At 70.9% G+C, this 21,011-nt stretch carries 23 protein-coding genes; 8 read left to right on the top strand and 15 right to left on the bottom strand.

The window, feature by feature from the left end:
* The 3 genes from ASF89_RS04620 to ASF89_RS04610 all read right to left on the bottom strand — a co-directional run bounded on the left by ASF89_RS04620 (position 1) and on the right by ASF89_RS04610 (position 3,208).
* Complete coding sequence (locus ASF89_RS04620; protein ID WP_055794178.1) at positions 1-906, bottom strand: carbohydrate ABC transporter permease; 906 nt, start codon at positions 904-906, stop codon at positions 1-3.
* Between the two features lie 3 nt (positions 907-909).
* Positions 910-1,794 carry a carbohydrate ABC transporter permease gene (locus tag ASF89_RS04615; RefSeq protein ID WP_055812406.1) on the bottom strand — a complete coding sequence of 295 codons (885 nt, stop codon included), beginning with the start codon at positions 1,792-1,794 and terminating at the stop codon, positions 910-912.
* Positions 1,795-1,927: 133 nt separating this feature from the next.
* A complete protein-coding gene (locus ASF89_RS04610; protein ID WP_156463310.1) occupies positions 1,928-3,208 on the bottom strand; it encodes an ABC transporter substrate-binding protein in 1,281 nt (426 codons plus the stop codon).
* 116 nt (positions 3,209-3,324) lie between these two features.
* Here ASF89_RS04610 and ASF89_RS04605 point away from each other — a divergent pair, with 116 nt between their 5' ends.
* Complete coding sequence (locus ASF89_RS04605) at positions 3,325-4,374, top strand: LacI family DNA-binding transcriptional regulator (protein WP_055812401.1); 1,050 nt, start codon at positions 3,325-3,327, stop codon at positions 4,372-4,374.
* Positions 4,375-4,418: 44 nt separating this feature from the next.
* On the opposite strand, the gene ASF89_RS04600 is transcribed toward ASF89_RS04605, so the two are convergent.
* The 3 genes from ASF89_RS04600 to ASF89_RS04590 form a co-directional block, all read right to left on the bottom strand.
* Entirely contained in the window at positions 4,419-4,877 is a 459-nt protein-coding gene (locus ASF89_RS04600) for an MSMEG_6728 family protein (RefSeq protein WP_055812400.1), read from the bottom strand.
* Positions 4,878-4,949: 72 nt separating this feature from the next.
* Positions 4,950-5,957 (bottom strand): cation diffusion facilitator family transporter, encoded by a 1,008-nt coding sequence (locus ASF89_RS04595; protein ID WP_055812398.1) that lies wholly within the window; start codon positions 5,955-5,957, stop codon positions 4,950-4,952.
* A complete protein-coding gene (locus ASF89_RS04590; RefSeq protein ID WP_055812397.1) occupies positions 5,954-6,415 on the bottom strand; it encodes a hypothetical protein in 462 nt (153 codons plus the stop codon). The genes ASF89_RS04595 and ASF89_RS04590 overlap by 4 nt, the downstream gene beginning before the upstream one ends.
* Before the next feature lie 572 nt (positions 6,416-6,987).
* Between ASF89_RS04590 and ASF89_RS04580 the strand changes: the two genes are divergently transcribed.
* On the top strand, positions 6,988-8,133 hold the full coding sequence (locus tag ASF89_RS04580) for a zinc-dependent alcohol dehydrogenase (protein WP_055812393.1): 1,146 nt from the start codon (positions 6,988-6,990) through the stop codon (positions 8,131-8,133).
* Positions 8,134-8,209: 76 nt separating this feature from the next.
* Positions 8,210-8,806: a hypothetical protein gene (locus tag ASF89_RS04575; RefSeq protein ID WP_082489779.1), complete on the top strand. Its 597-nt coding sequence runs from the start codon at positions 8,210-8,212 to the stop codon at positions 8,804-8,806.
* A gap of 67 nt (positions 8,807-8,873) precedes the next feature.
* On the opposite strand, the gene ASF89_RS04570 is transcribed toward ASF89_RS04575, so the two are convergent.
* Positions 8,874-9,326 (bottom strand): VOC family protein, encoded by a 453-nt coding sequence (locus ASF89_RS04570; RefSeq protein WP_082489778.1) that lies wholly within the window; start codon positions 9,324-9,326, stop codon positions 8,874-8,876.
* A 201-nt stretch (positions 9,327-9,527) separates the two neighbouring features.
* Here ASF89_RS04570 and ASF89_RS04565 point away from each other — a divergent pair, with 201 nt between their 5' ends.
* The gene (locus ASF89_RS04565; RefSeq protein ID WP_055812390.1) at positions 9,528-9,794 is read left to right on the top strand and encodes a hypothetical protein; all 267 of its coding nucleotides are present in this window, start codon (positions 9,528-9,530) and stop codon (positions 9,792-9,794) included.
* A 22-nt stretch (positions 9,795-9,816) separates the two neighbouring features.
* Here the strand turns inward: ASF89_RS04565 and ASF89_RS04560 are convergent, their stop codons facing one another.
* The 4 genes from ASF89_RS04560 to ASF89_RS04545 all read right to left on the bottom strand — a co-directional run bounded on the left by ASF89_RS04560 (position 9,817) and on the right by ASF89_RS04545 (position 13,840).
* Positions 9,817-10,443 (bottom strand): TetR/AcrR family transcriptional regulator, encoded by a 627-nt coding sequence (locus ASF89_RS04560; RefSeq protein WP_055794157.1) that lies wholly within the window; start codon positions 10,441-10,443, stop codon positions 9,817-9,819.
* 63 nt (positions 10,444-10,506) lie between these two features.
* Complete coding sequence (locus ASF89_RS04555; protein WP_235476268.1) at positions 10,507-11,367, bottom strand: MurR/RpiR family transcriptional regulator; 861 nt, start codon at positions 11,365-11,367, stop codon at positions 10,507-10,509.
* Entirely contained in the window at positions 11,364-12,617 is a 1,254-nt protein-coding gene (locus ASF89_RS04550; RefSeq protein ID WP_055812388.1) for an allantoate amidohydrolase, read from the bottom strand. Before ASF89_RS04550 ends, ASF89_RS04555 begins: the two co-directional genes overlap by 4 nt.
* Positions 12,614-13,840, bottom strand: a complete 1,227-nt coding sequence (locus tag ASF89_RS04545) for an alanine--glyoxylate aminotransferase family protein (protein WP_082489777.1) — start codon at positions 13,838-13,840, stop codon at positions 12,614-12,616. The genes ASF89_RS04550 and ASF89_RS04545 overlap by 4 nt, the downstream gene beginning before the upstream one ends.
* Positions 13,841-14,039: 199 nt before the next feature.
* Between ASF89_RS04545 and ASF89_RS15620 the strand changes: the two genes are divergently transcribed.
* The 3 genes from ASF89_RS15620 to ASF89_RS04530 all read left to right on the top strand — a co-directional run bounded on the left by ASF89_RS15620 (position 14,040) and on the right by ASF89_RS04530 (position 16,085).
* Complete coding sequence (locus ASF89_RS15620) at positions 14,040-14,345, top strand: hypothetical protein (RefSeq protein WP_156357235.1); 306 nt, start codon at positions 14,040-14,042, stop codon at positions 14,343-14,345.
* A 67-nt stretch (positions 14,346-14,412) separates the two neighbouring features.
* The gene (locus ASF89_RS04535) at positions 14,413-14,865 is read left to right on the top strand and encodes a GNAT family N-acetyltransferase (RefSeq protein WP_055812381.1); all 453 of its coding nucleotides are present in this window, start codon (positions 14,413-14,415) and stop codon (positions 14,863-14,865) included.
* Positions 14,866-15,089: 224 nt separating this feature from the next.
* Complete coding sequence (locus ASF89_RS04530) at positions 15,090-16,085, top strand: NADP-dependent oxidoreductase (RefSeq protein WP_055812378.1); 996 nt, start codon at positions 15,090-15,092, stop codon at positions 16,083-16,085.
* Positions 16,086-16,168: 83 nt separating this feature from the next.
* Here the strand turns inward: ASF89_RS04530 and ASF89_RS04525 are convergent, their stop codons facing one another.
* Positions 16,169-16,837 (bottom strand): NUDIX domain-containing protein, encoded by a 669-nt coding sequence (locus ASF89_RS04525; RefSeq protein ID WP_055812375.1) that lies wholly within the window; start codon positions 16,835-16,837, stop codon positions 16,169-16,171.
* A gap of 99 nt (positions 16,838-16,936) precedes the next feature.
* Between ASF89_RS04525 and ASF89_RS04520 the strand changes: the two genes are divergently transcribed.
* Positions 16,937-17,776: a CPBP family intramembrane glutamic endopeptidase gene (locus ASF89_RS04520; RefSeq protein ID WP_082489776.1), complete on the top strand. Its 840-nt coding sequence runs from the start codon at positions 16,937-16,939 to the stop codon at positions 17,774-17,776.
* Between the two features lie 36 nt (positions 17,777-17,812).
* On the opposite strand, the gene ASF89_RS04515 is transcribed toward ASF89_RS04520, so the two are convergent.
* The 3 genes from ASF89_RS04515 to ASF89_RS04505 form a co-directional block, all read right to left on the bottom strand.
* The gene (locus ASF89_RS04515; protein ID WP_055812372.1) at positions 17,813-18,781 is read right to left on the bottom strand and encodes an aldo/keto reductase; all 969 of its coding nucleotides are present in this window, start codon (positions 18,779-18,781) and stop codon (positions 17,813-17,815) included.
* Entirely contained in the window at positions 18,778-19,716 is a 939-nt protein-coding gene (locus ASF89_RS04510; protein ID WP_055812369.1) for a helix-turn-helix domain-containing protein, read from the bottom strand. The genes ASF89_RS04515 and ASF89_RS04510 overlap by 4 nt, the downstream gene beginning before the upstream one ends.
* Before the next feature lie 139 nt (positions 19,717-19,855).
* Positions 19,856-20,878: a LacI family DNA-binding transcriptional regulator gene (locus tag ASF89_RS04505; RefSeq protein ID WP_055812366.1), complete on the bottom strand. Its 1,023-nt coding sequence runs from the start codon at positions 20,876-20,878 to the stop codon at positions 19,856-19,858.
* Positions 20,879-21,011 lie beyond the last annotated feature (133 nt).

The raw sequence follows: 21,011 nt of genomic DNA, 5'->3' as shown, positions 1-21,011 counted from the left end.
TCAGCCCTTCACCGCGCCGGCCGTCAGGCCCTTCTGGACCTGCTTGTTGAGGAACAGATAGATGACGAGGATCGCCACGACGTTGAGGCAGATGGCGGCGAAGAGCGGCCCGTACTGCACCGAGCCGAACTGTCCGGTGAAGTTCAGCAGTCCGACCTGCAGCGTGCGGAGCGAGCCGGAGTTCGTGAAGGTGAGGGCGATGAGCAGGTCGTTCCAGAGCATGAAGAACTGCACGAGACCGACCGTGAAGAGCGCGTTGCGCACCATCGGGAGCCCGACGAGGAAGAACGAGCGGATGAGTCCGGCGCCGTCGAGGGTGGCTGCCTCGAAGATCTCGCGCGGGACGGCCCGGAAGAACGTCGCCATGAGGAAGACCGCCAACGGCAGGCTCGTCGCCGTGTAGGTGATCAGCAGGGGCCAGAGCGTGCCCGTCAGGCCGAGTCGGAAGTAGGCGGCGAACAGCGGCAGCAGGATCATCTGCGTCGGCACCATGATGCCGGCCAGGAACGTGATGAGGATCGCGCCCCGACCCTTCCAGACCAGCACCTCGAGTGCGAAGCCCGCCATCGAGCCGAACAGCAGCACGAGCAGCAGCGACGGGAAGACCGTCAGCACCGAGTTCGACGCGTACTGGGCGAAGTTCCCCTGCGTCCAGGCGAAGACGTAGTTGTCGAGGTTCCACTGCTGCGGCAGCGCCCAGACGGGCTGCTCGAGGAACTCGGTCTGCGTCTTGAACGAACCGAGCACCATCCAGACGAGCGGTCCGACCACGATGACCAGGAGGAGCGCGACGAGCACGCCGCTGACGATCTGCCCGAGGCGGCGCCGGGGCGCGAGACGGCGACGCGGTCTCGGAGCGGAGGCGACGGCGGACGGGACGGGGACGGTGGTGTCGACGGAGGTCATCGGTCAGTCCTTCGTGAGGTCGCGGCGGTTCGCGCGGAAGATGAAGACGGTCACGAGCAGGGACACGATCGTGAGGAGGAACGCGACCGTGCTGCCGTAGCCGTACTGCCCGAAGCGGAACGACGTGTCGAACATGTAGATCGTCAGCGGACTCGTCGACGTCCCCGGGCCGCCGTTGGTGAGGGCGAGGATGCTGTCGAAGACCTTCAGCGTGCCGTTGACCGAGAAGATCAGCGACGAGATCAGCACGGGCAGCGACAGGGGCAGGACGATCCATCGGACCAGGCCGAAGCCCGACGCGCCGTCGATGCGGGCCGACTCGAAGACCTCTTCGGGGATGTCGAGCAGGCCCGCGTAGAGGAGGACGCCGTAGAAGCCCATCGACCGCCAGACGTCCATCACGATGATCACGAGGAACGCCGTGCCTCCGTCGCCGAACCAGTCGACGGACGACAGGCCGATCGCCTCGAGGGCGGTGTTGACGAGGCCGTTCTGGGGCGCGATGGCGAACATCTGCTGGAACAGCAGCGCCACCGCGACGGTCGGCAGCACGACCGGGAAGAAGACCAGGGTGCGGACGGCGCTCGACCACCTGCGGAGCACGAAGACGTAGAGGAGCGACAGCAGGTAGCCGAAGCCGACCTGCAGGACGGTCATGAGGACGGCGTAGCGGACGGTGAGCAGCAGCGCGTCGCGCACCCGGGTGTCGGTCACGAGGCGCTGGTAGTTCTCGAGCCCGGAGAAGGTGAACCCGGTGATCGCGTTGCCGCTGGTGAGGGTGTAGCCGAACGACACGATGATCGGGACGAGCATCACGACGGAGTAGATGAGCAGCGCGGGCCCGATGAGGATCAGGGTCGCGCGCCGGTCGCCGAGCAGGGGGTTCATGAGGGGCCTTCGGTGCGAACGGACGGTCGGGGCGAGGGGGTCGCGAGTACGGGTCGCGAGGGGCGGATGGCGCGGGGGCGGGGCGGAGGGGCGGGGTCGCGTTCGTCGCCGCCCCGCCCCCTCGCGGGAGGCTCTAGCCCAGATCGCCCTGGACGAGCGTCATGAACTCCTCCGCCGTGATGGCGCCCGTGACGAGCTGCGCGGCGTTCTGCTGCGAGGTGGTCGTCGCCTGCGTGCTGAAGTACGCCTCGAACCACGGGATGGTCGTGTCGGTCTCGGAGATGCGGTCACGCACCTCCGTCGTCAGGGCGTTCCCCGCCGCGTCGCCCGACACCGTGAAGCCCGAGATGCGGCTGCTGTCTTCGAGGGCGACCTGTCCGTAGTTCTCGGCGATGCAGGCGACCCACGCCTTGCTGTCGTCGTTCAGCGCACTCGGGTTGATCGTGAAGGGCAGTCCGACGTTCGCGACGAGCTCGCTGCTGTCGCCCTGGCCGCCCTCGACGTCGGGGAACGGCAGATAGCCGATGGCGTCCTCGCCGATCTGGTTGGCCGTGTCGTCGGCGAAGTTGCTCAGCACCCAGCTGCCCATGTAGAGCATGGGCGAGCTGCCGTTGAGGAACTCGTTGATCGAGGTGTCGTAGTCGATCGAGCCGACGCCCTCGCCGAAGTAGCCCTCGGCGCCGAGGTCGACGATCTGCTGGGCCGCGGCCACGTACTCGGGATCGGTCAGCGAGGCGTCGCCGTCGGCGACGGCCTGCAGGGCGTCGGGGCCGAGCTCGCGCTCGATGAGATTGCCGACGAGGCGCGTCAGAGGCCAGCCCTGCTCGCCGCTGGCGGCGAACGGCGTGAGCCCGGCGTCCTGGAAGGTGGCGGCCGCGGCGACCACGTCGTCCCAGCTCTCGGGCACCTCGACGTCGTTCTCGGCGAACTGGTCCTTGTTGTACCAGATGCCCTCGATGTTGTATTCGGTCGGCAGCACGAGGAACTCGCCGTCGTAGAGCGACTCGACGGTCGACCGGGCGGCGGGCTCGATCGAGTCGGCCACCCCCAGCTCGTCGAAGAGCTCGTCGAAGTGCGCGACGAAGCCGGCGTCGTCGAGCTGCTGCACGAGCTCGTTCGTGTCGACGGCGTACATGACGGGCAGACCGCCCTGACCGGCGAGGAGCTGGACCTGCTGGTTGAGGTTGGTCTGGGGAACGGTCTCGATCTTCAGCGGCATGGCCTCGTCCTCGGTCGCGCAGGCGCCGTCGGCCAGGGTCTGAAGCGTTGCAGGGACGACCTCGTTCTCGACGTTGCCGAGGACGGTGAACTCGGTGGCGGCCTGACCCGCTCCCCCACCGGAGCACGCGGTGAGGGCGGCGATCGAAAGGCCGGCGACGGTGAGAGCGGCGACACGGCGAGCGGTGCGGGGCATCATTCCTCCTTGAATGGTGGTGCCTCAGAAAAGTTGAAGCGCTTCATAATCAACTCATCGGATGGGGCTTGTCAATACCCGATCGAGAGCGGTCGCGAGCTAAGCTCGGCGCCACGATGACCACCTCGACGCCCTCCTCACCTCGACGACCGCCCGTCATGGCCGACGTGGCACGGCTCGCGGGCGTCTCGCTGGGGACGGTCTCGAACGTCGTCAACACCCCGGCGAGGGTGAAGCCGGCGACGAGGCTCCGGGTCGAGGACGCCATCGCCTCGCTCGGCTTCACGCCGAACACCTCGGCCCGGACGCTCGCCGCGGGTCGCGGCACCCTCGTCGGTTTCGTCGCGGTCGACCTCGGGAACTCGTACTTCCTGGACATCGCTCGCGGCGTCGAGCGCGAGGCCGACCTCAGCCGGCAGTCGGTGCTGCTCGGCAACTCCGACGTCGATCTCGACAAGCAGACCGGCTATCTGAAGCTGTTCGAGCAGGCGCAGGCGGCCGGCATCGTCCTCGCCCCGTTCGACGGTCCGCTCGACGAGGCACGACGTCTGCGCCGGCGCGGTCTGCGTGTGGTGCACGTCAACTGGCCGGGTGAGCCCGACGAGAGCTGCGGCGTGGTCGTCGACGAGGTGCTCGGCGGTCGCCTGGCCGCGCAGCACCTCCTCGACCAGGGACGCCGACGGATCGTCTTCGTCGGAGGTCCTCTGGATCTGACAGCCGTCCGTCACCGGTTCGAAGGCGCCTCCGCGGCGACCCGAGAGGCCGGGGCGCCGCTGGGGCTGATCACCACCGCGGCGCTCACCGTCCGGGCCGGGCTGGCCGTCGGGCGCGACCTGGTCGCGCACGAGCCCTCGGCGCGACCCGACGGCATCGTCGCCGCCTCCGACGCCCTCGCCTCGGGCATCGTCCAGTCGCTGCTGCTCGGCGGTGTCGGCATCCCCGACGACCTGTCGATCACCGGCTACGACGACAACCACTTCGCGCAGGGCACGACCCTGCCCCTGACGACGGTGGGGCAACCGGGCGTCGAGATGGGCGGCCAGGCGATGCGCCTGCTGCGCGACGAGCTGGAGAACCCGGAGACCCACCGCCACGAGACGGTCGTGCTGCCACCCCGCCTGATCGTGCGGGGCAGCTCGCTGCAGGTGCCGGTCGACGGGGTCTGAGCCGGGCAGGAGGCGCGGCCGTCGTCCGGCTCGTCGCCGACGCCTCAGACGCCGCCCGCGGTCGGCACGGGCCAGACGTACTCGAGATCGGCGGGGTCGCCTCCGAAGACCTCGGCGTAGAACTCGGGCGCCTTGGCGAGGAGCTTGGAGCGGTGCGACCGGTGCACGTCCTCGCGGCCGAGCCACGACGGCGGCACGATGTCGCCGCGGCGGTAGGCGTCGGCATCCTCGGGCACCGCGTCGAGGGCGAGCAGCGTCTTCTCCAGGCAGGTGTCCGCGAAGCCGCGCGCGACCCACACCGCGCAGGTCTCCGCCTGATACGCCATGAGGGCGGGCCGATGGCCGCGCCACATGGCCGTCACGGGATGCCGCTGCCAGCCGTAGCCCGGAACCGTCAGGGCGCGCATGACCTGCAGCGTCTCGACCCGCTGCTTGCCGAGGCGGCGGTCGTCGAGCACCTCGGCGCTGAGGCGGAAGTCGGAGTACGGCAGGAACGTCTGCATCGCCCCAGCCAACACGGCGATCGCCGCCGAGGTCGCACGCGCAGGCGGCGGCCCGGTCGATGGCGTGGGGCCTCAGTGGTCCTGGCCGGAGGTGCTGAGACCCGGCAGGAACCCGGAGGGGAGCCCGGCTGTCGGCACGATCACCATGTCCTGCACCTTCCAGTCCATGTCGACGCACTCGGAGCGGGCCGCCTCCAGATCCTCGAGGGACGGCGTCATGCCCTCTCGCGGGACGACGAACGACTCGACATGGAACACGTGCCCGAGCTCGCGCACCCGGGACCTCGCCTCCTCGACCCAGGGCAGCGCGGTCAGATGCTCGTCGATGCGATCGGTCAGAGGGTGGGGGGCCTCGTCGTCGTAGGTCCTCGCCCGTCGGTCCATCAGACCCGCGACGGCGCCCCTCAGGTTCCGCAGGCCGTCGTGCAGGATGCTCACCGAGATCAGCAGCGCCGCGACGGAGTCCGCCCACCACCACCCCACGCCGATCCCGACGATCCCCGCGATCGCGGCGGCTCCGGTCATCCAGTCGGCCTTGTTCATGTCGGCGTCGGCGTACAGCACCTTGTCGTGCAGCGTCTCGGACAGCGTCAGCTTGGCGCGGCCCAGGATCACCGGGGCGACGGAGGTCACCGCGAGCGTCGCGACCATCAGCCAGCCGAGCCACACCGTCCGTCCGAGCACCTCGATCCCGCCGATGGTCGGATGCTCCGCGATGACGAGCTTGAATCCCGAATCGACGATCAGGTAGGCGCCCATCACCAGCAGTGCGACCGCCGCGACGAGATGGGCGATCCCCGTGGCTCGATGAAGACCATAGGGATGATCGCGTGTGGGCGGACGCCGGATCACTCGAGTGGCCATCAGGAACGCGATCGGCGGCAGGAACGAGAGCAGGTCCTCGATCCAGGCCACCCGCATCGCCTGCGAGCTGCCGAGCACCAGGAACATCAGCGTCGCGGTCACGGTGAGCACCCCGATCGTGACCCACTCCAGCCTGACGGCTCGTCTCAACGCGTCCCGTTGCTCGTCGGGCAGCTGCGGATGGCCGAACTTCGCCGTCCGGGTCGCGTCCCTCATCGCGGGTCGCCCGAACCGAGCAGGAAGGAGTCGAGCTCGAACAGCAGGGCGTTCTCCCCCAGCGGGACCAGCATCACGTGCTTCACCGTCCCGCCTCGTCCGTCGATGCTCTCGGTGTACGGACGGGTCATCCCCGCTTCCTCGGACCACGGGGTGTCCTCCGAGAGCCCGCCGATGACGAGATCGAGGTCGCCGTCCTCCAGCCCGGCGACCAGCGCCTCCTCGCTTCCGGAGGACCAGGCCACGTCCGCATCGAGGGTCGACGCGAACGATCTCACGAGATCCGGCTCCCGGCCGGCGGGATCCTCCCCCTCGCGGAGATCGACCCACGAGCCGTTCGCCGTGGCGCCCACCCTCAACGTGCCTCCTCTCGCCCTGTCGAGCGTGCCGTCCGGATCGGTGGGGATCGTCGCCCCGCAACCGGCTGTGAGGAGCACGGACAGCCCGCAGACGACCATCGCCCTCACGATCGGACCTCTCGACACGTCCCCACCCCGCTCAGTCGGGGAGTCCACGAACGGACTCCGCGTCGCCATCCTCCGGGCCCGTCGGAGCACCGTGTCAAGGGGTGGCGTCCCCCGGCGTCGACGGAGTACAACGACCTCACGACCGACACCGCGGCATGAGGAGACATCGATGACGATTCCCACGCGCAGCTGCCCACGCTGCCAGTGCACCGGCTCGATGATCGCGGGCAGGACGCCCGGGAGCGCGACGCCCTCGGTCCGGTGGACGTGCCGGCACTGTCGTCACCACTACGACACCACCAGGGACTACTGGGCCTTCGCCGCCCTCGTCGGACACCGGCCCGCGTCGCCGTCGCCGTCCCGGAGGACGGCCACCGGCGACCTCACCCGCGCCTCCGGCCCCGACCCGAGCGGGCTCGGATGGTAGCGGCCCCGGCAGCCCCCGGCAAGTCCCCTCGGCGCCTTCGCCCCACCCGAGGGAGGGCGACGTTGACTGGACGGATGGCGCGAGTGCGGCGCCGCCCGACCCCGCGGGGTCGGCCCGCGAGACAGGGAGACGACGGATGAGAGCCATGACCTACCGGGGCCCGTACAAGGTGCGCGTCGAGGAGAAGGACGTGCCGCGCATCGAGCATCCGAACGACGCGATCGTCCGGGTGACGCTCGCGGCGATCTGCGGCTCCGACCTGCACCTCTACCACGGCCTCATGCCCGACACCCGGATCGGTCACACGTTCGGCCATGAGTTCATCGGCGTCGTGGAGGAGGTCGGCTCGTCGGTGGAGACCCTGAAGAAGGGCGACCGCGTCATGGTGCCCTTCAACATCTACTGCGGCTCGTGCTGGTTCTGCGCCCGCGGCCTGTACTCGAACTGCCACAACGTCAACCCGAACGCCACCGCGGTCGGCGGCATCTACGGCTACTCGCACACCACGGGCGGCTACGACGGCGGCCAGGCCGAGTACGTCCGCGTGCCGTTCGCGGACGTCGGCCCGAGCATCATCCCCGACGACATCGCCGACGAGGACGCCCTGCTGATGACCGACGCGCTCAGCACCGGCTACTTCGGCGCGCAGCTCGGCGAGATCGCCCAGGGCGACACGGTCGTCGTGCTCGGAGCCGGCCCCGTCGGCCTGTTCGCCGCACGGTCGGCGTGGTTCATGGGCGCCGCCCGCGTCATCGTCGTCGATCACCTCGAGTACCGCCTCGAGAAGGCCCGCACCTTCGCGCACGCCGAGACGCTGAACTTCGCCGAGCACGACGACATCGTCGTCGAGCTGAAGAAGCAGACCGACCATCTCGGCGCGGACGTCGTCATCGACGCGGTGGGCGCGGAGGCCGACGGCGACCTCGTCCAGCACGTCACGAGCGCGAAGTTCAAGCTCCAGGGCGGCTCGCCGATCGCCCTCAACTGGGCCATCGACGGCGTCCGCAAGGGCGGCACCGTCTCGGTCATGGGCGCCTACGGCCCGATCTTCAGCGCCGTCAAGTTCGGCGACGCCATGAACAAGGGCCTGACCCTCCGCATGAACCAGGCCCCGGTCAAGCGCCAGTGGCCGCGCCTGTTCGAGCACATCCGCGCCGGCCACTTCTCGCCGAGCGACATCGTCACCCACCGGGTGCCGCTCGAGCACATCGCCGAGGGCTACCACCTCTTCTCGGCGAAGCTCGACGGCAACATCAAGACCCTCGTGGTGCCGGGCTCCTGACCCCGCCCGCGCAGGCGACCGCCTCGACACCAGCAGTCATGACACCAGCAGCACCCACGAGCAGCAGAGGAAGACCATGAGCGACCACGACGACATCCCCCTCGCCTACCTCCCCTCCAAGCCCCGCGACAACCCCTCGGCCGAGGAGCTGCGAGCCCGGATCCCCGGCTGGGGCGCCGATCTCGACCCGGCCGACCGCCCGGCGCACCCCAAGCTGCAGTACGCGCCCGGCGCCTCCGGAGCCCACTGGGAGTTCCCCGAGCGCCAGCCCGGCAGCGAGGGGCGCGAGCGGTCGATCGAGCACGCCTTCGTGACGCCGGTCTTCGGCACGGCCCAGCCGCTGCGCGGCCTGTCGGGCGTCATCCGCCGCTTCGCCTACGACCGTTACAGCGAAGGCCGCCTGGCGCACTGGCTGCTGCTCGTCGCCGGCGACCGCGTCGACTCGACGGGGGCGCACCTGCGGTCGTTCGTCACCGGGCGGCCCGACGACCTGCTGACCGAGACCGGCATCACGGCCGAGGCGAGGAAGGAGGTGCGGGCCGCGTCGCGCGACCGCACCCGCGTCGACCGTCACCACCGCTGGATGGACCCGCTGCTCGTGGCCGGCCCGTGGGTCGTCACGAGCGTCGTCGCCGTGCGCCTCGCCGCGAAGCTCGTCCGCGCCCTGCGCTGACCCCCGGCGCGGGATCGGATGCCGAGATCGGGACGATCGACGGGCGCTGACGCGGTCCGTACGGGCGTCAGCTGTGCGTCGTGTTCGCCCGCATCTCGTCGAGGGACATCTCCGGCGCCCCGCCGGCCGCCGCCTCCGGGTCCATCCAGACGAAGTCCCAGTGGTGGCCGTCGAGGTCGTCGAAGCTCTTCGAGTACATGAAGCCGTGGTCCTGCTCGCCGGCGGGGGTGGCGCCGGCCGCGAGGGCCTTGTCGTGGATCGCGTCGACCTCCTCCTTGCTCTCGGCGCTGAGGGCGAGCTGGACCTCCGTCGACGTGGTGGCGTCGATGATGGCCTTGCTCGTGAACTCCGCGAAGAACCCGCGGGTGAGCAGCATCGCGGTGATCGTGTCGCTGATGACGACGCTCACGGCGTTCTCGTCGCTGAACCCCTCGTTGATCGAGTAGCCGAGCGCCTCGAAGAAGGCCCGCGACCGGGGCAGGTCGGCGACGGCCAGGTTGACGAAGATCGTGGTGGGCATCGGGGCCGCCTCTCGGAGGGTGCCGGCGGCCGGTCGCCGTCGATCGCTTCTGCATGATGGCGACGACCAGCGCCTGCGTCAAGGACTCGTGACCGGCCGGGCGACGGGCCCGGGATTCGCTGATGCGCCCTCGAGCCCGGGGTTGAACCCGAGTGATGCTCGACGTACGGTGAAAGGGCCGATGACAGCGAGGGAGCGATCATGGACGAGAACGCGGACCAGCAGAAGGGCCGGCTGCGGCTGCACCGCCCGACGTTCCGGGGGTCGTCGGTCGGCTGGGGCATAGCCGCGGTGTTCTGGCTCTCGTTCGCGGTCCAGGATCTCGTCGGGATCGTGCAGGGCGGAGGCGCATCCGTCGGCGGCGGTCTGCTGCTGGCCGCCACGGCGGCCCTGGGTGTGGTCTGCGTCATCGGAACGGTCGCGACGATCCGGCATCCCCGGAAGGGACCGCCCGCCACGGACCACTGAGACCGGGAGGCGCTTCGGCAGGTCAGGCCGACGGGCCCGCCGCGTTCCGCGTCAGCGCCGCGATCACCTCGCCCATGACCTGGCCCGGCGAGACCTCGCCCGTCGCGGGCGAGTCGAACGCCGAGCCGAGGGCGACATCGATCAGGAGGCGCGCGAGGGTGTCCGACGACAGCCCCGTCACCGGCACCGTGCCTCCGGCGAAGACCTGGTCGATCAGCCCGCGCAGCTTCTCGAGCACCGCGCGGCGCTGCTCGACGAAGACCGCCATGACGCGCTCGTCGGCGAGCGCCTGCGATCGGAACTCCGACATGAGGGCGAAGTCCTCGGCGGTGCCCGGGCCGTACGGCTCGAACGCGCGGCGGACCGCGTCGGGCAGCGAGGTCAGCTCGGTGCCGGGCAGCATCATGTCGTCGAGGGCCCGGAGCGCCCCCTCGGTCTCGCGGCGCAGCAGCTCGACGACGAGGTCGCCCTTCGACGAGAAGTTCGAGTAGACGGCGCCCTTGCTGAAGCCGGCCTCGCGGGCCACCTGGTCGAGCGTGGTGGTGTGCACTCCGCCGGTGGAGAACAGCCGCGCGGCGGCGACGAGCAGCCGTTCGCGGACTTCGGCCTTGGGCGGCCGGGTGCCCGGGGCGTCGTCGTTGCTCACCATGCCTCCGACCCTAGGGGAAACGACCGGGCGAGGCAGCCCACTCGCACCGGCACATCCGTCCGTCTACTCGAGCTCGTCGAGGGCGGCGTAGAGCGACGTGATCTCGCCGATGCGGGTGCGCCCGGCGCGCGGGTGCTCGGCGAGGACGGCCGAGGCCAGCAGCGCCGCGAGACTCATCGCCGCGGCGTAGCTGTCGAACGGCGACTCGCTGTCGACGGGGCACTCGAGCCGCAGCACCCCGGTCGCCCGGGCCGTCACGTCGCCGATCAGCACGACGGGGACGCCCTGCTCGACCAGCGCGCCGAGCAGGCCCGCGAACCCCGCCGGGCGGCGGCGGAATCCGACGAGCACCACCACGTCGCGCTCGCTCAGCCCGGCGAGCTCTTCGCCGACGGACTGCCCGGGCTGCGGCGCCAGTCGCACGTCGTCGCGCGCCTGCACGAGCTGCTGCCGCAGGTGCGACGCGACCGGATAGCTGTTGCGGAACCCCGCGACGACGACGCGCCGCGCACCGGCGATCAGGCTCGCGGCCTGCTCGAGTCGGCCGTCGGCGAGTCCGTCGAGCATGCGCTGCAGGTTGCGGTGCTCGGCGGCCGCGTGGCGGACGAGATCCGAGGAGGCGCCGGCCGGCCCGACGGGGACGCCGCGGCTCCGCGACGCCCTCGCCTGGTCGCGGACCTCCTGCGCGTCGGTGAACCCGAGGCGCCGGAACAGCCGCGAGACGGTCGCCTTCGACACCCCGCTGTGCTCGGCGATCTCGGTCGCGGTGTAGACCGCGAGATCGTCGAGGTGATCGAGGATGAAGTCCGCCGCCCGCTGCTCGCGCGGACTGAGAGCGCCGTAGCCGGAGTCGATGCGGTCGCGGATGCCCTCGGGAGCGGGCGCGGCGGGGTCGACGCGACCCGCGCCTCCGTCGTCGCTCACGTGGCGCCGACGGAGGACGGTGCGGGCCCGGCCAGCTCGCGGACGGTCGCCTCGAACGCGTCGAGCGCGACGGCGACGTCGGCCGCATCGACGATCTCGTCGGGGTGGTGGCTGATGCCGCCGTTGCCGCAGCGGACGAAGAGCATGGCCCAGTCGGTCAGGGCGTCGATCGCCATGGCGTCGTGCCCCGCCTTCGAGAAGAGGGTGAGCGGTTCGACGTCACCCGTCGAGACGATGCCCCCGCGGACGGCCTCGGCGAGCCGGGGGGAGGCCACGACGGCGGGCGCCGAGTGGGTCTCGTGGGCGGTGAAGACGAGCCCCCGCTCGGCGCAGGTCGTGGCCGCGGCGGCTTCGATGGCGGCCCAGACCTCGTCGCGCCGGTCGTCGTGCTCGGCCCGCAGGTCGAGGCTGAACTCGACCAGCCCGGGGATCACGTTGACCCCACCGGGGAACGCCTCGAGACGCCCGACGGTGGCGATGCACCCGGCCTCGCGGGCGATCCGCTCGACGGCGAGCACCACCTCGGCGGCGCCGGCGAGCGCGTCGTGCCGTCGGTGGAACGGCACCCCTCCGGCGTGACCGGCGACGCCCTCCATCGTCAGCTCGAAGCGGCGCGCCCCCGCGATCGACGACACGACGGCGAGCGCCCGGTCGGCCTCCTCGAGGTAGGGCCCCTGCTCGATGTGCGTCTCGAGGTACCCGATGACGGAGTCCCGAGGAGGCGCGGCGTCGCCCACGGCCTCGGGGTCGAGCCCGAAGGCGACGAACGCGTCGCGCAGACTCACGCCCTCCGCGTCGAGCAGGCCCCACCAGTCGGCGTCCCACGTGCCGGCGACCGCCCGGGATCCGAGCAGGGCCGTGCCGAAGCGCGTGCCCTCCTCGTCGCCGAACGCGATGACCTCGACGGCGAACGGCAGGCGCACCCCCTCGACGTTCAGACGCTCGACGACCGCGATCGCCAGCAGCACGCCGAGCATGCCGTCGTAGCGGCCCGCGTCGGGCACCGTGTCGAGGTGCGAGCCGAGGAGCAGCGCGGGCGCCCCGGGCTCCGCGCCCTCGTAGCGGCCCCGCTGGTTGCCGGCGGCGTCGAGCCACGTCGTCATGCCGGCCTGCTGCATCCAGCCCGCGGCGAGCTCGTTGACCCGGGCGTGCTCGGGGCTGAGGTAGACGCGGGTGAGGCCGGTGCCGCTCGACGAGACGGCGGCGAGCACGTCGCAGCGCTCGAGCACGGTCAGCGCGTCGGGGCTCACGCCGCGCCTCCTGCGCCGCCTGTCGTCGCGGCCGCCGCGCGGTCGGCGTCGATGTAGACGTCGTAGGCGGCGCCCACCCCGCCGCCCGTCGTGACGGGGGCGCCGGCGCGCCGCAGCACGGCCTCGAGGGCGGACAGCGTCGTGAGCACGGTGTCGCGGCGGGCGTTGTAGCCCATCGTGCCGATGCGCCACACCTTGCCATGCAGCGGACCGAACGAGGTGCCGATCTCGATGCCGAAGTCGGTCAGCATCGCGCCGCGCACGGCGTCGCCGTCGACCCCGTCGGGGATCACGACGGCGACGACGTTGTTCATCTTGTGCGCGAGGTCGCCGAAGACCTCGAGCCCGAGGCCCTGCACCCCGGCGAGCATGGCCGAGCCGTGCAGCGCGTGCCGGGCGATCGTGCGGTCGAGACCCTCGTCGACCACCAGCCGGGCGCACTCCCGGGCGCCGTAGAGCATGGTCGTCGCCTCGGTGTGGTGGTTCAATCGCTGCGGGCCCCAGTAGTCGAAGATCATCGCGAGGTCGAAGTAGTTCGACGCGATGCGACGGCTGCTCGTGACGTCGCCCTCGCCGCGGATGCCGGCCTCGACCGACGTCCGGGCGCGGATCGCCTCGACCGCTCGCGGCGAGAACGTGGCGGGGGCCGACCCGGAGGGGCCGCCGAGGCACTTCTGCAGCCCGGCGGTGACGGCGTCGAGGCCGAGCTCGTCGGTGGCGAACGCGTTGCCGGTGATCGACGCGGTGACGTCGGTGTAGAACAGCACGCCGTGCTCGGCGCAGACCTCGCCGAGACCCTCGAGCGGCTGGGCGACGGTGGTCGAGGTGTCGCCGTGCACGACGGCGAGCAGCGAGGGCCTGACCCGCTCGATCGCGGCGGTGATCTGCTCGAGCGTGAAGACCTGGCCCCACGGCGCCTCGATCGTGTGCACCTCGGCTCCGCACCGCTCGGCGATCTCGCGCAGGAGGTGCCCGAAGCGCCCGAAGACCGGCACCAGCACGCGGTCGCCCGGCTCGATCAGCGACACCAGCGCGGCCTCGATGCCGGCGCGCGACGTGCCGTCGACGAGGACCGTCTGCTCGTTGGCCGTCTGGAAGACCTCGCGGTAGAGGGCCTGGGTCTCGTCCATGTAGGCGGTCATCGCCGGGTCGTACTGACCGACGAGCTGCGCGGACATGGCGCGCAGCACGCGCGGGTCGGCGTTGATCGGGCCGGGGCCCATCAACAGACGAGCGGGGGGATCGATCTGCTGGAAGACGCGTTTCACCCTGGAGATGATACGCAACCCGTGTTTCAGGCACGTGAACTGCCCGGGCCGTGCAGTGCGGCACTGGGCGGCGGGTGCGGCTCGGCGGGCCGGACGCCCGGTCGGCGCGCCGGACGCCCGGCTCGGGTCGGGGGCGGTGCCAGTAGACTCCGGTGTGCCTTTTCGTGCGGAGTGGACAGCCCGAGGTGTCGCCTACGCGGCCGAGACCCATGAGGGGTATCTGCTGTGGGGCTCCGCGCCCGCCCGATCGACCGGGCCGCTGTCGATGACCCGGGTCGAACCCGCGGGATTCGAGGTGCTGTCGCGGGTCACGGATCGCCAGGAGACCACCATCACGGCGCTGGTGCGGGGCAAGAGGGTCACGGTCGTCATCCCGCGCGCGGTCGTCGCCCAGCTCGAGCTGGCCTGGGCGCAGGTGAACGGCGTCCCGGCCGAGCGTCGCGACGGCGCTCTGTCGTAGCCGTCGACCTCGGGACGCCGTGATGTCGGGCGGTCGGCGTCCGGCCGGTCCGTTCCTAGAATGACTCATGCCCACGATCCGCATCGAGAGCCCGCAGTCCGACGACGTCATCGCCCTGCTGCGCCAGGGCGACGAGTTCGCCCTCTCGCTCTACCCGGCCGAGAGCTACTACGGACTCGATCTCGCAGCCCTCGAGGCCGACGACGTCTCGCTCTTCGTCGCTCGCGAGGACGGCGCCGCGAGGGGGACGGCGGCCCTCGTCGACCGCGGCGACGGTTCGGCCGAGATCAAGAGGATGTTCGTCACCGACGCCGCCCGGGGGCTCGGCATCGGGCGGCGCCTCCTGGAGGCGCTCGAGGCGCACGCACGGGCCTCCGACATCACCACGGTGCAGCTCGAGACCGGGCTGCCTCAGGTCGCGGCGATCGCGCTGTACGAGAAGCTCGGCTACGAGCAGATCCCCCGCTTCGGGACGTATGCGGACGACCCGACGAGCTACTGCATGGAGAAGCACCTCTGAGACCCGGAGCAGAGCAGCCCGTGGTCGCCTGCTGAACAGGTCGACGACGACGTCGCCGCCGGTCGGGCGCGACGGCGAGCACCTCGGGGATGGAACTCACGCCGCCCCCCGGCGCCGGCGCCTTGACAAAGTTCTTGAGTGAACTCAGTATTGAGCTCAGTCGGATACAACGCGCCCGCGGCGTCCTCGGCACCACCCGCCTCAGTTCATCAGGAGATCCCCTCATGCGAGCCTTCGCCTTCGACGCCTACAAGCAGCCCCTGCACGAGGTCGACGTCCCTGAGCCGACCTTCGGCGACCACGACGTCCTGATCGAGGTCGCCGCAGCCGGCCTGAACCACCTCGACGCGAAGATCCGCGAGGGCGAGTTCACGCTGATCCTCCCCTACAAGGCGCCCCTCGTCCTCGGCCACGACGTCGCCGGGACGGTCATCGAGGTCGGCGGCTCCGTCCGCAGCCTGAAGCCCGGCGACGAGGTCTTCGCCCGACCCCGTGATCCCCGCATCGGCACCTTCGCCGAGCGGATCGCCGTCGACGAAGCCGACGTCTCCCTCGCCCCGACCACGATCAGCACCGTCGAGGCGGCGTCCCTCCCCCTCGTCGCCCTGACCGCCTGGCAGGCCCTCGTCGAGCGCGGGAACGTCGGGCCCGGCCAGAAGGTGCTGATCCACGCGGGCGCCGGCGGCGTCGGCACGATCGCGATCCAGCTCGCGAAGCACCTCGGAGCGCACGTCGCGACCACCGCCTCCTCGGCGAACTCCGACTTCGTGCGCGATCTCGGCGCCGACGTCGTCATCGACTACCGGACCCAGGACTTCGAGGAGGAGCTCACCGGCTACGACCTCGTCCTCGACAGCCTCGGCGGCGAGAACGTCGCGAAATCGCTGCGGGTGCTCCGTCCCGGCGGTCTCGCGATCGGCATCCAGGGCCCACCCACCCCCGCCTTCGCGAAGGCCGCCGGGCTGAACCCGGTCCTGCGCCTGGCGATCGCCGGTCTCAGCCGCACGGTGCGGGCCCGGGCGAAGAAGCTCGGCGTCTCGTACGAGTTCCTCTTCATGCGCGCCGACGGCGGTCAGCTGGCCGAGATCGCAGCACTCGTCGACGCCGGAGTCATCCGACCGGTCGTCGGCGCCACCCACCCGTTCGCCGAGACCGCGACAGCACTCGACGCTCTCGGAAAGTCCCCACTCCGCGGCAAGGCCGTCGTCACCCTCCCGTAGCACGCACCACCACGGACGCGCGTCACCGGCAGGAGGAGCCGAGCTGACACCCGGTGCAGATCAGCTGTCGAGCCCGGTGAGCGTCATGTCCGGCTCCCCAGGACATCGTTCAGTGCGGCCCACTGCAGCAGCAGGATCGTCTTGCCGTCGACGATCCGGCCGTCCTCGAGCATCAGAAGCGCGTCGCCCAGGGGCATCTCGAGCACCTCGATCTCCTCGCCCTCGTCGGCGACACCGCCGCCTGCGTCGATCAGGTCGGCGGGGCCGTACGGTGCTGCGTAGCAGTGCACCCGCTCGGTCACGGAACCCGGGCTCATGTAGGCGTCGACCACGTGGGTGAGCGGTCCGAGGCGCACACCGAGCTCCTCGTGCGCCTCTCGTCGGACGGCGGTCTCCGGGTCGTCGGCGTCGAGCAGACCGGCGGCGACCTCGATGAGCATCCCGTCGGGATGGTCGTTGACGTAGGCGGGCCAGCGGAACTGCCGGGTGAGCAGGACGGTCCCCCGATCCGGGTCGTACGGGAGGACGGCGGCGCCGTTGCCCCGGTCGTACGTCTCACGCTGCTGCGTCGTCCACGAGCCGGCCCGGCCTCGGATGTCGAACGTCGTCCGCCGTAGCACGTGCCAGCCGTCCGAGGTGACCTCGACGTCACGGACGACCACGTCGGGGTTCCGATCGAGGTCGCGGCCGACCAGGTCGAGACCGGTCCGACCCCGGCTGTCCGGTCGGGTGGTCCCTGGAGTCGTCGTCACACCGCGAGGCTAGCGGAGCGCCGGTCCGGCTGTCGGCAGGAGTGGAGGCTCGAGGAGACGTCACCTGTGGTCTACTGATCTCGACATGGGGGGCAGGCGATGAGCAGCATGGTCCAACGGTCGGGGTGGACGCGCTTCTGGGACCACGGGCGGTGGTGGAGAGCACTGATCCTCGCCCTCGGCTACCTCGCGATCTACGAGCCGGCCTCGTTGCTCATGGCCCCGTTCGTGCCTCTCATCGGAGACGCGGGCTCTGCGAGCTACGTCCTCGTGCTCATCGTCGTGCCGATCCTCATCGGCGGCCTCATCCTGATCGGCTTCGGGTCGAGCGTCGGTTGGCTGCGGAGCACATTCGACCGGCAGCCCATCCGCGGAGGCGGCTGGATGTGGATCGCGATCACGGTCGTGCTGCTGTTCAACGTGATGCGCTTCGCGAGCATCGACTACTCCGCGGCCGGGTTGGAATGGGTGGCCGCCTGGCTGCTGGGCGGGCTCGTCATCGGCTTCGCCGAGGAACTCCTCACCCGCGGATACGTCGTCCGGATCATGCGCTCCTCGGGTCGCTCCGAGATCGCCGTCGGTCTGGTCTCGGCAGCTCTCTTCGCCTTGCTGCATGCGACGAACCTCTTCATCGGCCAGCCGCTCCTGCCCACGCTGCTGCAGATGCTCTACACGTTCTTCTTCGGATTCTGCATGTATCTCGCACTGCGCGTGACTCGTACGATCCTCGCGCCGATCCTGCTGCACGCCAGCACGGACCCCAGCATCTTCATGCAGAGCACCTACCCAGCCGGCGGCACCCTCAGCTCCGTCGCCCAGCTCGGCAACATCGCCATGATCCTGGTCGGGCTCGTCCTCCTCGTCGCCTTCATCGTCTCCGAGCGCCGCGCTCGACGCCGTGCCGGCGCCGGCCCGCACGAGGCATCCCACATCTCCTGACGACCGCACACCCGGGACCGACCCCTCAGCGGTCGGTCACCACCAGAAGGGGGCCTGGGGCACGTAGCGCTCCTCGAGGCGGCGGACGTCGTCGTCGGTGAGCTCGACCTCGAGGGCGGCGACCGCGTCGCCGAGGTGCGGCGGCTTGGTCGCTCCGACGATCGGGGCCGAGACGACGGGGTTGCGGAGCACCCAGGCGACGGCGATCTGCGCCATCGACACCTCGTGCTCGGCGGCGATCTGCTCGACGGCGTCGATGATCGGTCCGTCGGCGTCGGTGTCGAAGGCCTTGGCGACCTCGTCGACGGCCGAGCGGCCGGTGGTCACGTCGCGCGGGCGCGTCAGTCGCCCCTTGCCCTGCGGCGAGTAGGGCACGAGCCCGACGCCGAGGTCGGCGCAGAGCGGGATCATCTCGCGCTCCTCCTCGCGCTTGAGGAGGTTGTACTGGTCCTGCATCGACGCGAAGGGCGTCCAGCCGTTCACGGCGGCGGCGGTCTGCATCTTGGCGAACTGCCACGCGAACATGCTCGACGCGCCCGTGTAGCGGACCTTCCCGGCCCGGACGAGGTCGTGGAGCGCCTCCATCGTCTCCTCGACCGGGGTCTCGGGGTCGTAGCGGTGGACCTGGTAGAGGTCGATGTGGTCGGTGCCGAGGCGGGTCAGCGACGCGTCGACCTGCTCGAGGACGGCCTTGCGCGAGAGCCCGGACCCGCCGGGCCCGTCGTGCATCCGGCCGCCGACCTTCGTGGCCAGCACGATGTCCTCCCGGCGGGAGTACTCGCGGATGGCACGGCCGACGTACTCTTCGCCGGTGCCCTGCTGGTACACGTCGGCGGTGTCCCAGAAGGTGACGCCGAGCTCGACGGCCTGCCGGAAGAAGGGCGCCGCCTCCTCCTCGGTCAGCGTCCAGGAATGCAGACCGCGCGTCGGGTCCCCGTAGCTCATGCAGCCCAGGCCGATGCGGCTGATCCGCAGGCCGGTCGTCCCGAGTCGTCCGTACTTCATCGTGGGCTCTCTTCTCGTCGTGCGTCTCGATCGGCGCGGTGCCGGTCGGCGGGGAGCCCCGGCGCTCGCTCGCCGGCGTCGACAGGGGCGGCGGCCCAGCTGGCGAGGAGGCGGAGGCGCTCCTCGGTCGGGGTGCCCGGCTCGGCGCTGTAGATGAGGAAGTTCAGCCCCGGCTCGCCCATCGGCTCCATGGCCGCGTAGACGAGGTCGAGATCGCCGACGACGGGATGCCGGAACGACTTGCTCCCCGACGCGTGGTGCCGCACCTCGTGCGCGCCCCACCGGGTGCGGAACTCGGCGCTCCGGGTCGACAGCTCGCCGACCAGGTCGTGCAGGGCCTTGTCGTGCGGATCGCGCCCGGCCTCGGTCCTCAGGATCGCGACGTTGATGTCGGCCGCGATCGACCACGACGGGTAGAACGCCTCTGCCGGCTCCCGATGCAGGAACACGAAGCGGGCGAGATTGACGGGCCGGTCCGGGAGCGCGTACAGGTCCGAGTAGAGAGCCCGGAAGAGGGCATTCTCGCCCAGCACGTCCATCCGCCCGTTCCGGACGAACGCCGGCCCCGACGCCACCGAGTCGAGGGCGAGCTGCAGCGGGCGCGAGACGCCGGCGGGACGCGCCCGCGACCTCGACCGGGCACGCACGGGCGACTCGTTCGTGACTCGTGCGAGGTCGGCCAGGTGCGATCGCTCGGCCTCGTCGAACAGAAGCGCTCCACCGATCGCCTCGAGCACGGCGTCGGAGACCCCCTTGAGATCGCCTCGCTCGAGGCGCGAGTAGTACTCGACGCTGACACCCGCGAGCATCGCCACCTCGGCCCGTCGCAGGCCGGGCACGCGACGCCCCGGGCCGCCGGGCAGCTCGACCTGCTCCGGAGTCACACGGGCGCGCCTCGTCGTGAGGAAGTCCCGCACCTCGCTCCTGTTGTCCATGACGACGACCGTACGACCCGCGGGCCGTCTTCGGGATGCACGGTCAGTGCACCCCTCTCCATCCCACCTCGCCGACACCCGGTCCGGCGGCCGGCGATCAGCTGATCGACCGGACCGGGTCGAGCACCTCCGCCCGCAGTCAGGCCGAGTCTCGGACGACCAGTCGCACCGGACCGGCGACGACGCCCGGTGACGGTGCGCCGCCGATGGCGTCGACGAGGTGCTGAGCGGCGGCGCGGCCGAGCTCCTCGAGCGACATGTCGATGCTCGTCAGGGGCGGTCGCGACTCGCGGACCAGCAGATCCCAGTTGTCGAAGCCGACCACGGAGATGTCCTCGGGAACCCGCACGCCCTCGTCGCGGAGGGCGTCGATGGCGCCCCGGGCGATGTGGTCGCTGCCTCCGATGATCGCGTCGACCGGCTCGCCGCCCCGGACCAGGAGGCGCGCGCAGTCGCGACCCCAGCCCTCGCCCCACTGCCCGAAGAGAGCGGTGCCGCCGACCATCTCCAGCCCCGCCGCCGTCAGAGCCTGCTGGACACCCGCCGCGCGATCACGAGCGGCGGCGTACGAGGCCTCGCCGTTGATCAGGGCGATGCGGGTCCGACCCTTCTCGATCAGATGCTCCGCCGCCAGTCGTCCGGCCTGCACGTTGTCCGGAGTGAACGACGCGTCCTTCGGGTCGCTCGAGGGGGCGTAGACGTAGACGACGGGGACGTCCGCGAGCAGAGGGACGGGCGGGCGCGGATTCGTCGTCCGACCGACGATGAGCAGCCCGTCGACTCGGCGCGTGAGGAGCGTCTGCAGGTGCAGCTGCTCGCGGAGCGCGTCGTCCCGGGCGTCGGCGAGCAGCACAGAGAGCGAACCCGAGCCGAAGGCGTCCTCGGCGCCGAGCAGCACCGGGAGCACGAAGCGGTTGTCGAGGTCGCTCGTGACCATCCCGATCGTGCCCGTCCGCGCCGAGTTCAGCGCCTGGGCGAAGAAGTTGGGGGTGAACGAGAGAGCCGCAGCAGCCTCCTGCACCCTGACGCGGGTCGATTCGCGCACCTGGGCCCGGCCGTTCAGCGCCTTGGACGCCGTAGCGACCGAGACTCCGGCAGCTCGTGCCACATCAGCCAGCGTGACGGGCGACGCCATCGCCTTGCCCTCTCCTGCAGTGGTCATGTACCGAAATTAGTTCACTTGGGCATTGACGGGCAACTGCCTGCCGTGTAACTTCACTCCCGAAACCAGTTTCGGTCTCTTTGCTCTCGACGATGAGCGCCCTGTGCTGCACCTGCCGGGCCCTCTGACGGAG

The sequence above is a fragment of the Frigoribacterium sp. Leaf172 genome (assembly GCF_001424285.1).
Lineage (GTDB): Bacteria > Actinomycetota > Actinomycetes > Actinomycetales > Microbacteriaceae > Frigoribacterium.
This window is presented reverse-complemented; position numbering and strand designations above follow the sequence as displayed.

Bases quoted from the DNA above. Each gene is read 5' to 3' on its own strand.
- ASF89_RS04620 (WP_055794178.1), bottom strand. From the start codon at position 906: ATGACCTCCGTCGACACCACCGTCCCCGTCCCGTCCGCCGTCGCCTCC.
- ASF89_RS04615 (WP_055812406.1), bottom strand. From the start codon at position 1,794: ATGAACCCCCTGCTCGGCGACCGGCGCGCGACCCTGATCCTCATCGGG.
- ASF89_RS04610 (WP_156463310.1), bottom strand. From the start codon at position 3,208: ATGCCCCGCACCGCTCGCCGTGTCGCCGCTCTCACCGTCGCCGGCCTT.
- ASF89_RS04605 (WP_055812401.1), top strand. From the start codon at position 3,325: ATGACCACCTCGACGCCCTCCTCACCTCGACGACCGCCCGTCATGGCC.
- ASF89_RS04600 (WP_055812400.1), bottom strand. From the start codon at position 4,877: ATGCAGACGTTCCTGCCGTACTCCGACTTCCGCCTCAGCGCCGAGGTG.
- ASF89_RS04595 (WP_055812398.1), bottom strand. From the start codon at position 5,957: ATGAGGGACGCGACCCGGACGGCGAAGTTCGGCCATCCGCAGCTGCCC.
- ASF89_RS04590 (WP_055812397.1), bottom strand. From the start codon at position 6,415: ATGGTCGTCTGCGGGCTGTCCGTGCTCCTCACAGCCGGTTGCGGGGCG.
- ASF89_RS04580 (WP_055812393.1), top strand. From the start codon at position 6,988: ATGAGAGCCATGACCTACCGGGGCCCGTACAAGGTGCGCGTCGAGGAG.
- ASF89_RS04575 (WP_082489779.1), top strand. From the start codon at position 8,210: ATGAGCGACCACGACGACATCCCCCTCGCCTACCTCCCCTCCAAGCCC.
- ASF89_RS04570 (WP_082489778.1), bottom strand. From the start codon at position 9,326: ATGCCCACCACGATCTTCGTCAACCTGGCCGTCGCCGACCTGCCCCGG.
- ASF89_RS04565 (WP_055812390.1), top strand. From the start codon at position 9,528: ATGGACGAGAACGCGGACCAGCAGAAGGGCCGGCTGCGGCTGCACCGC.
- ASF89_RS04560 (WP_055794157.1), bottom strand. From the start codon at position 10,443: ATGGTGAGCAACGACGACGCCCCGGGCACCCGGCCGCCCAAGGCCGAA.
- ASF89_RS04545 (WP_082489777.1), bottom strand. From the start codon at position 13,840: ATGGGCCCCGGCCCGATCAACGCCGACCCGCGCGTGCTGCGCGCCATG.
- ASF89_RS04535 (WP_055812381.1), top strand. From the start codon at position 14,413: ATGCCCACGATCCGCATCGAGAGCCCGCAGTCCGACGACGTCATCGCC.
- ASF89_RS04530 (WP_055812378.1), top strand. From the start codon at position 15,090: ATGCGAGCCTTCGCCTTCGACGCCTACAAGCAGCCCCTGCACGAGGTC.
- ASF89_RS04520 (WP_082489776.1), top strand. From the start codon at position 16,937: ATGAGCAGCATGGTCCAACGGTCGGGGTGGACGCGCTTCTGGGACCAC.
- ASF89_RS04515 (WP_055812372.1), bottom strand. From the start codon at position 18,781: ATGAAGTACGGACGACTCGGGACGACCGGCCTGCGGATCAGCCGCATC.
- ASF89_RS04510 (WP_055812369.1), bottom strand. From the start codon at position 19,716: ATGGACAACAGGAGCGAGGTGCGGGACTTCCTCACGACGAGGCGCGCC.
- ASF89_RS04505 (WP_055812366.1), bottom strand. From the start codon at position 20,878: ATGACCACTGCAGGAGAGGGCAAGGCGATGGCGTCGCCCGTCACGCTG.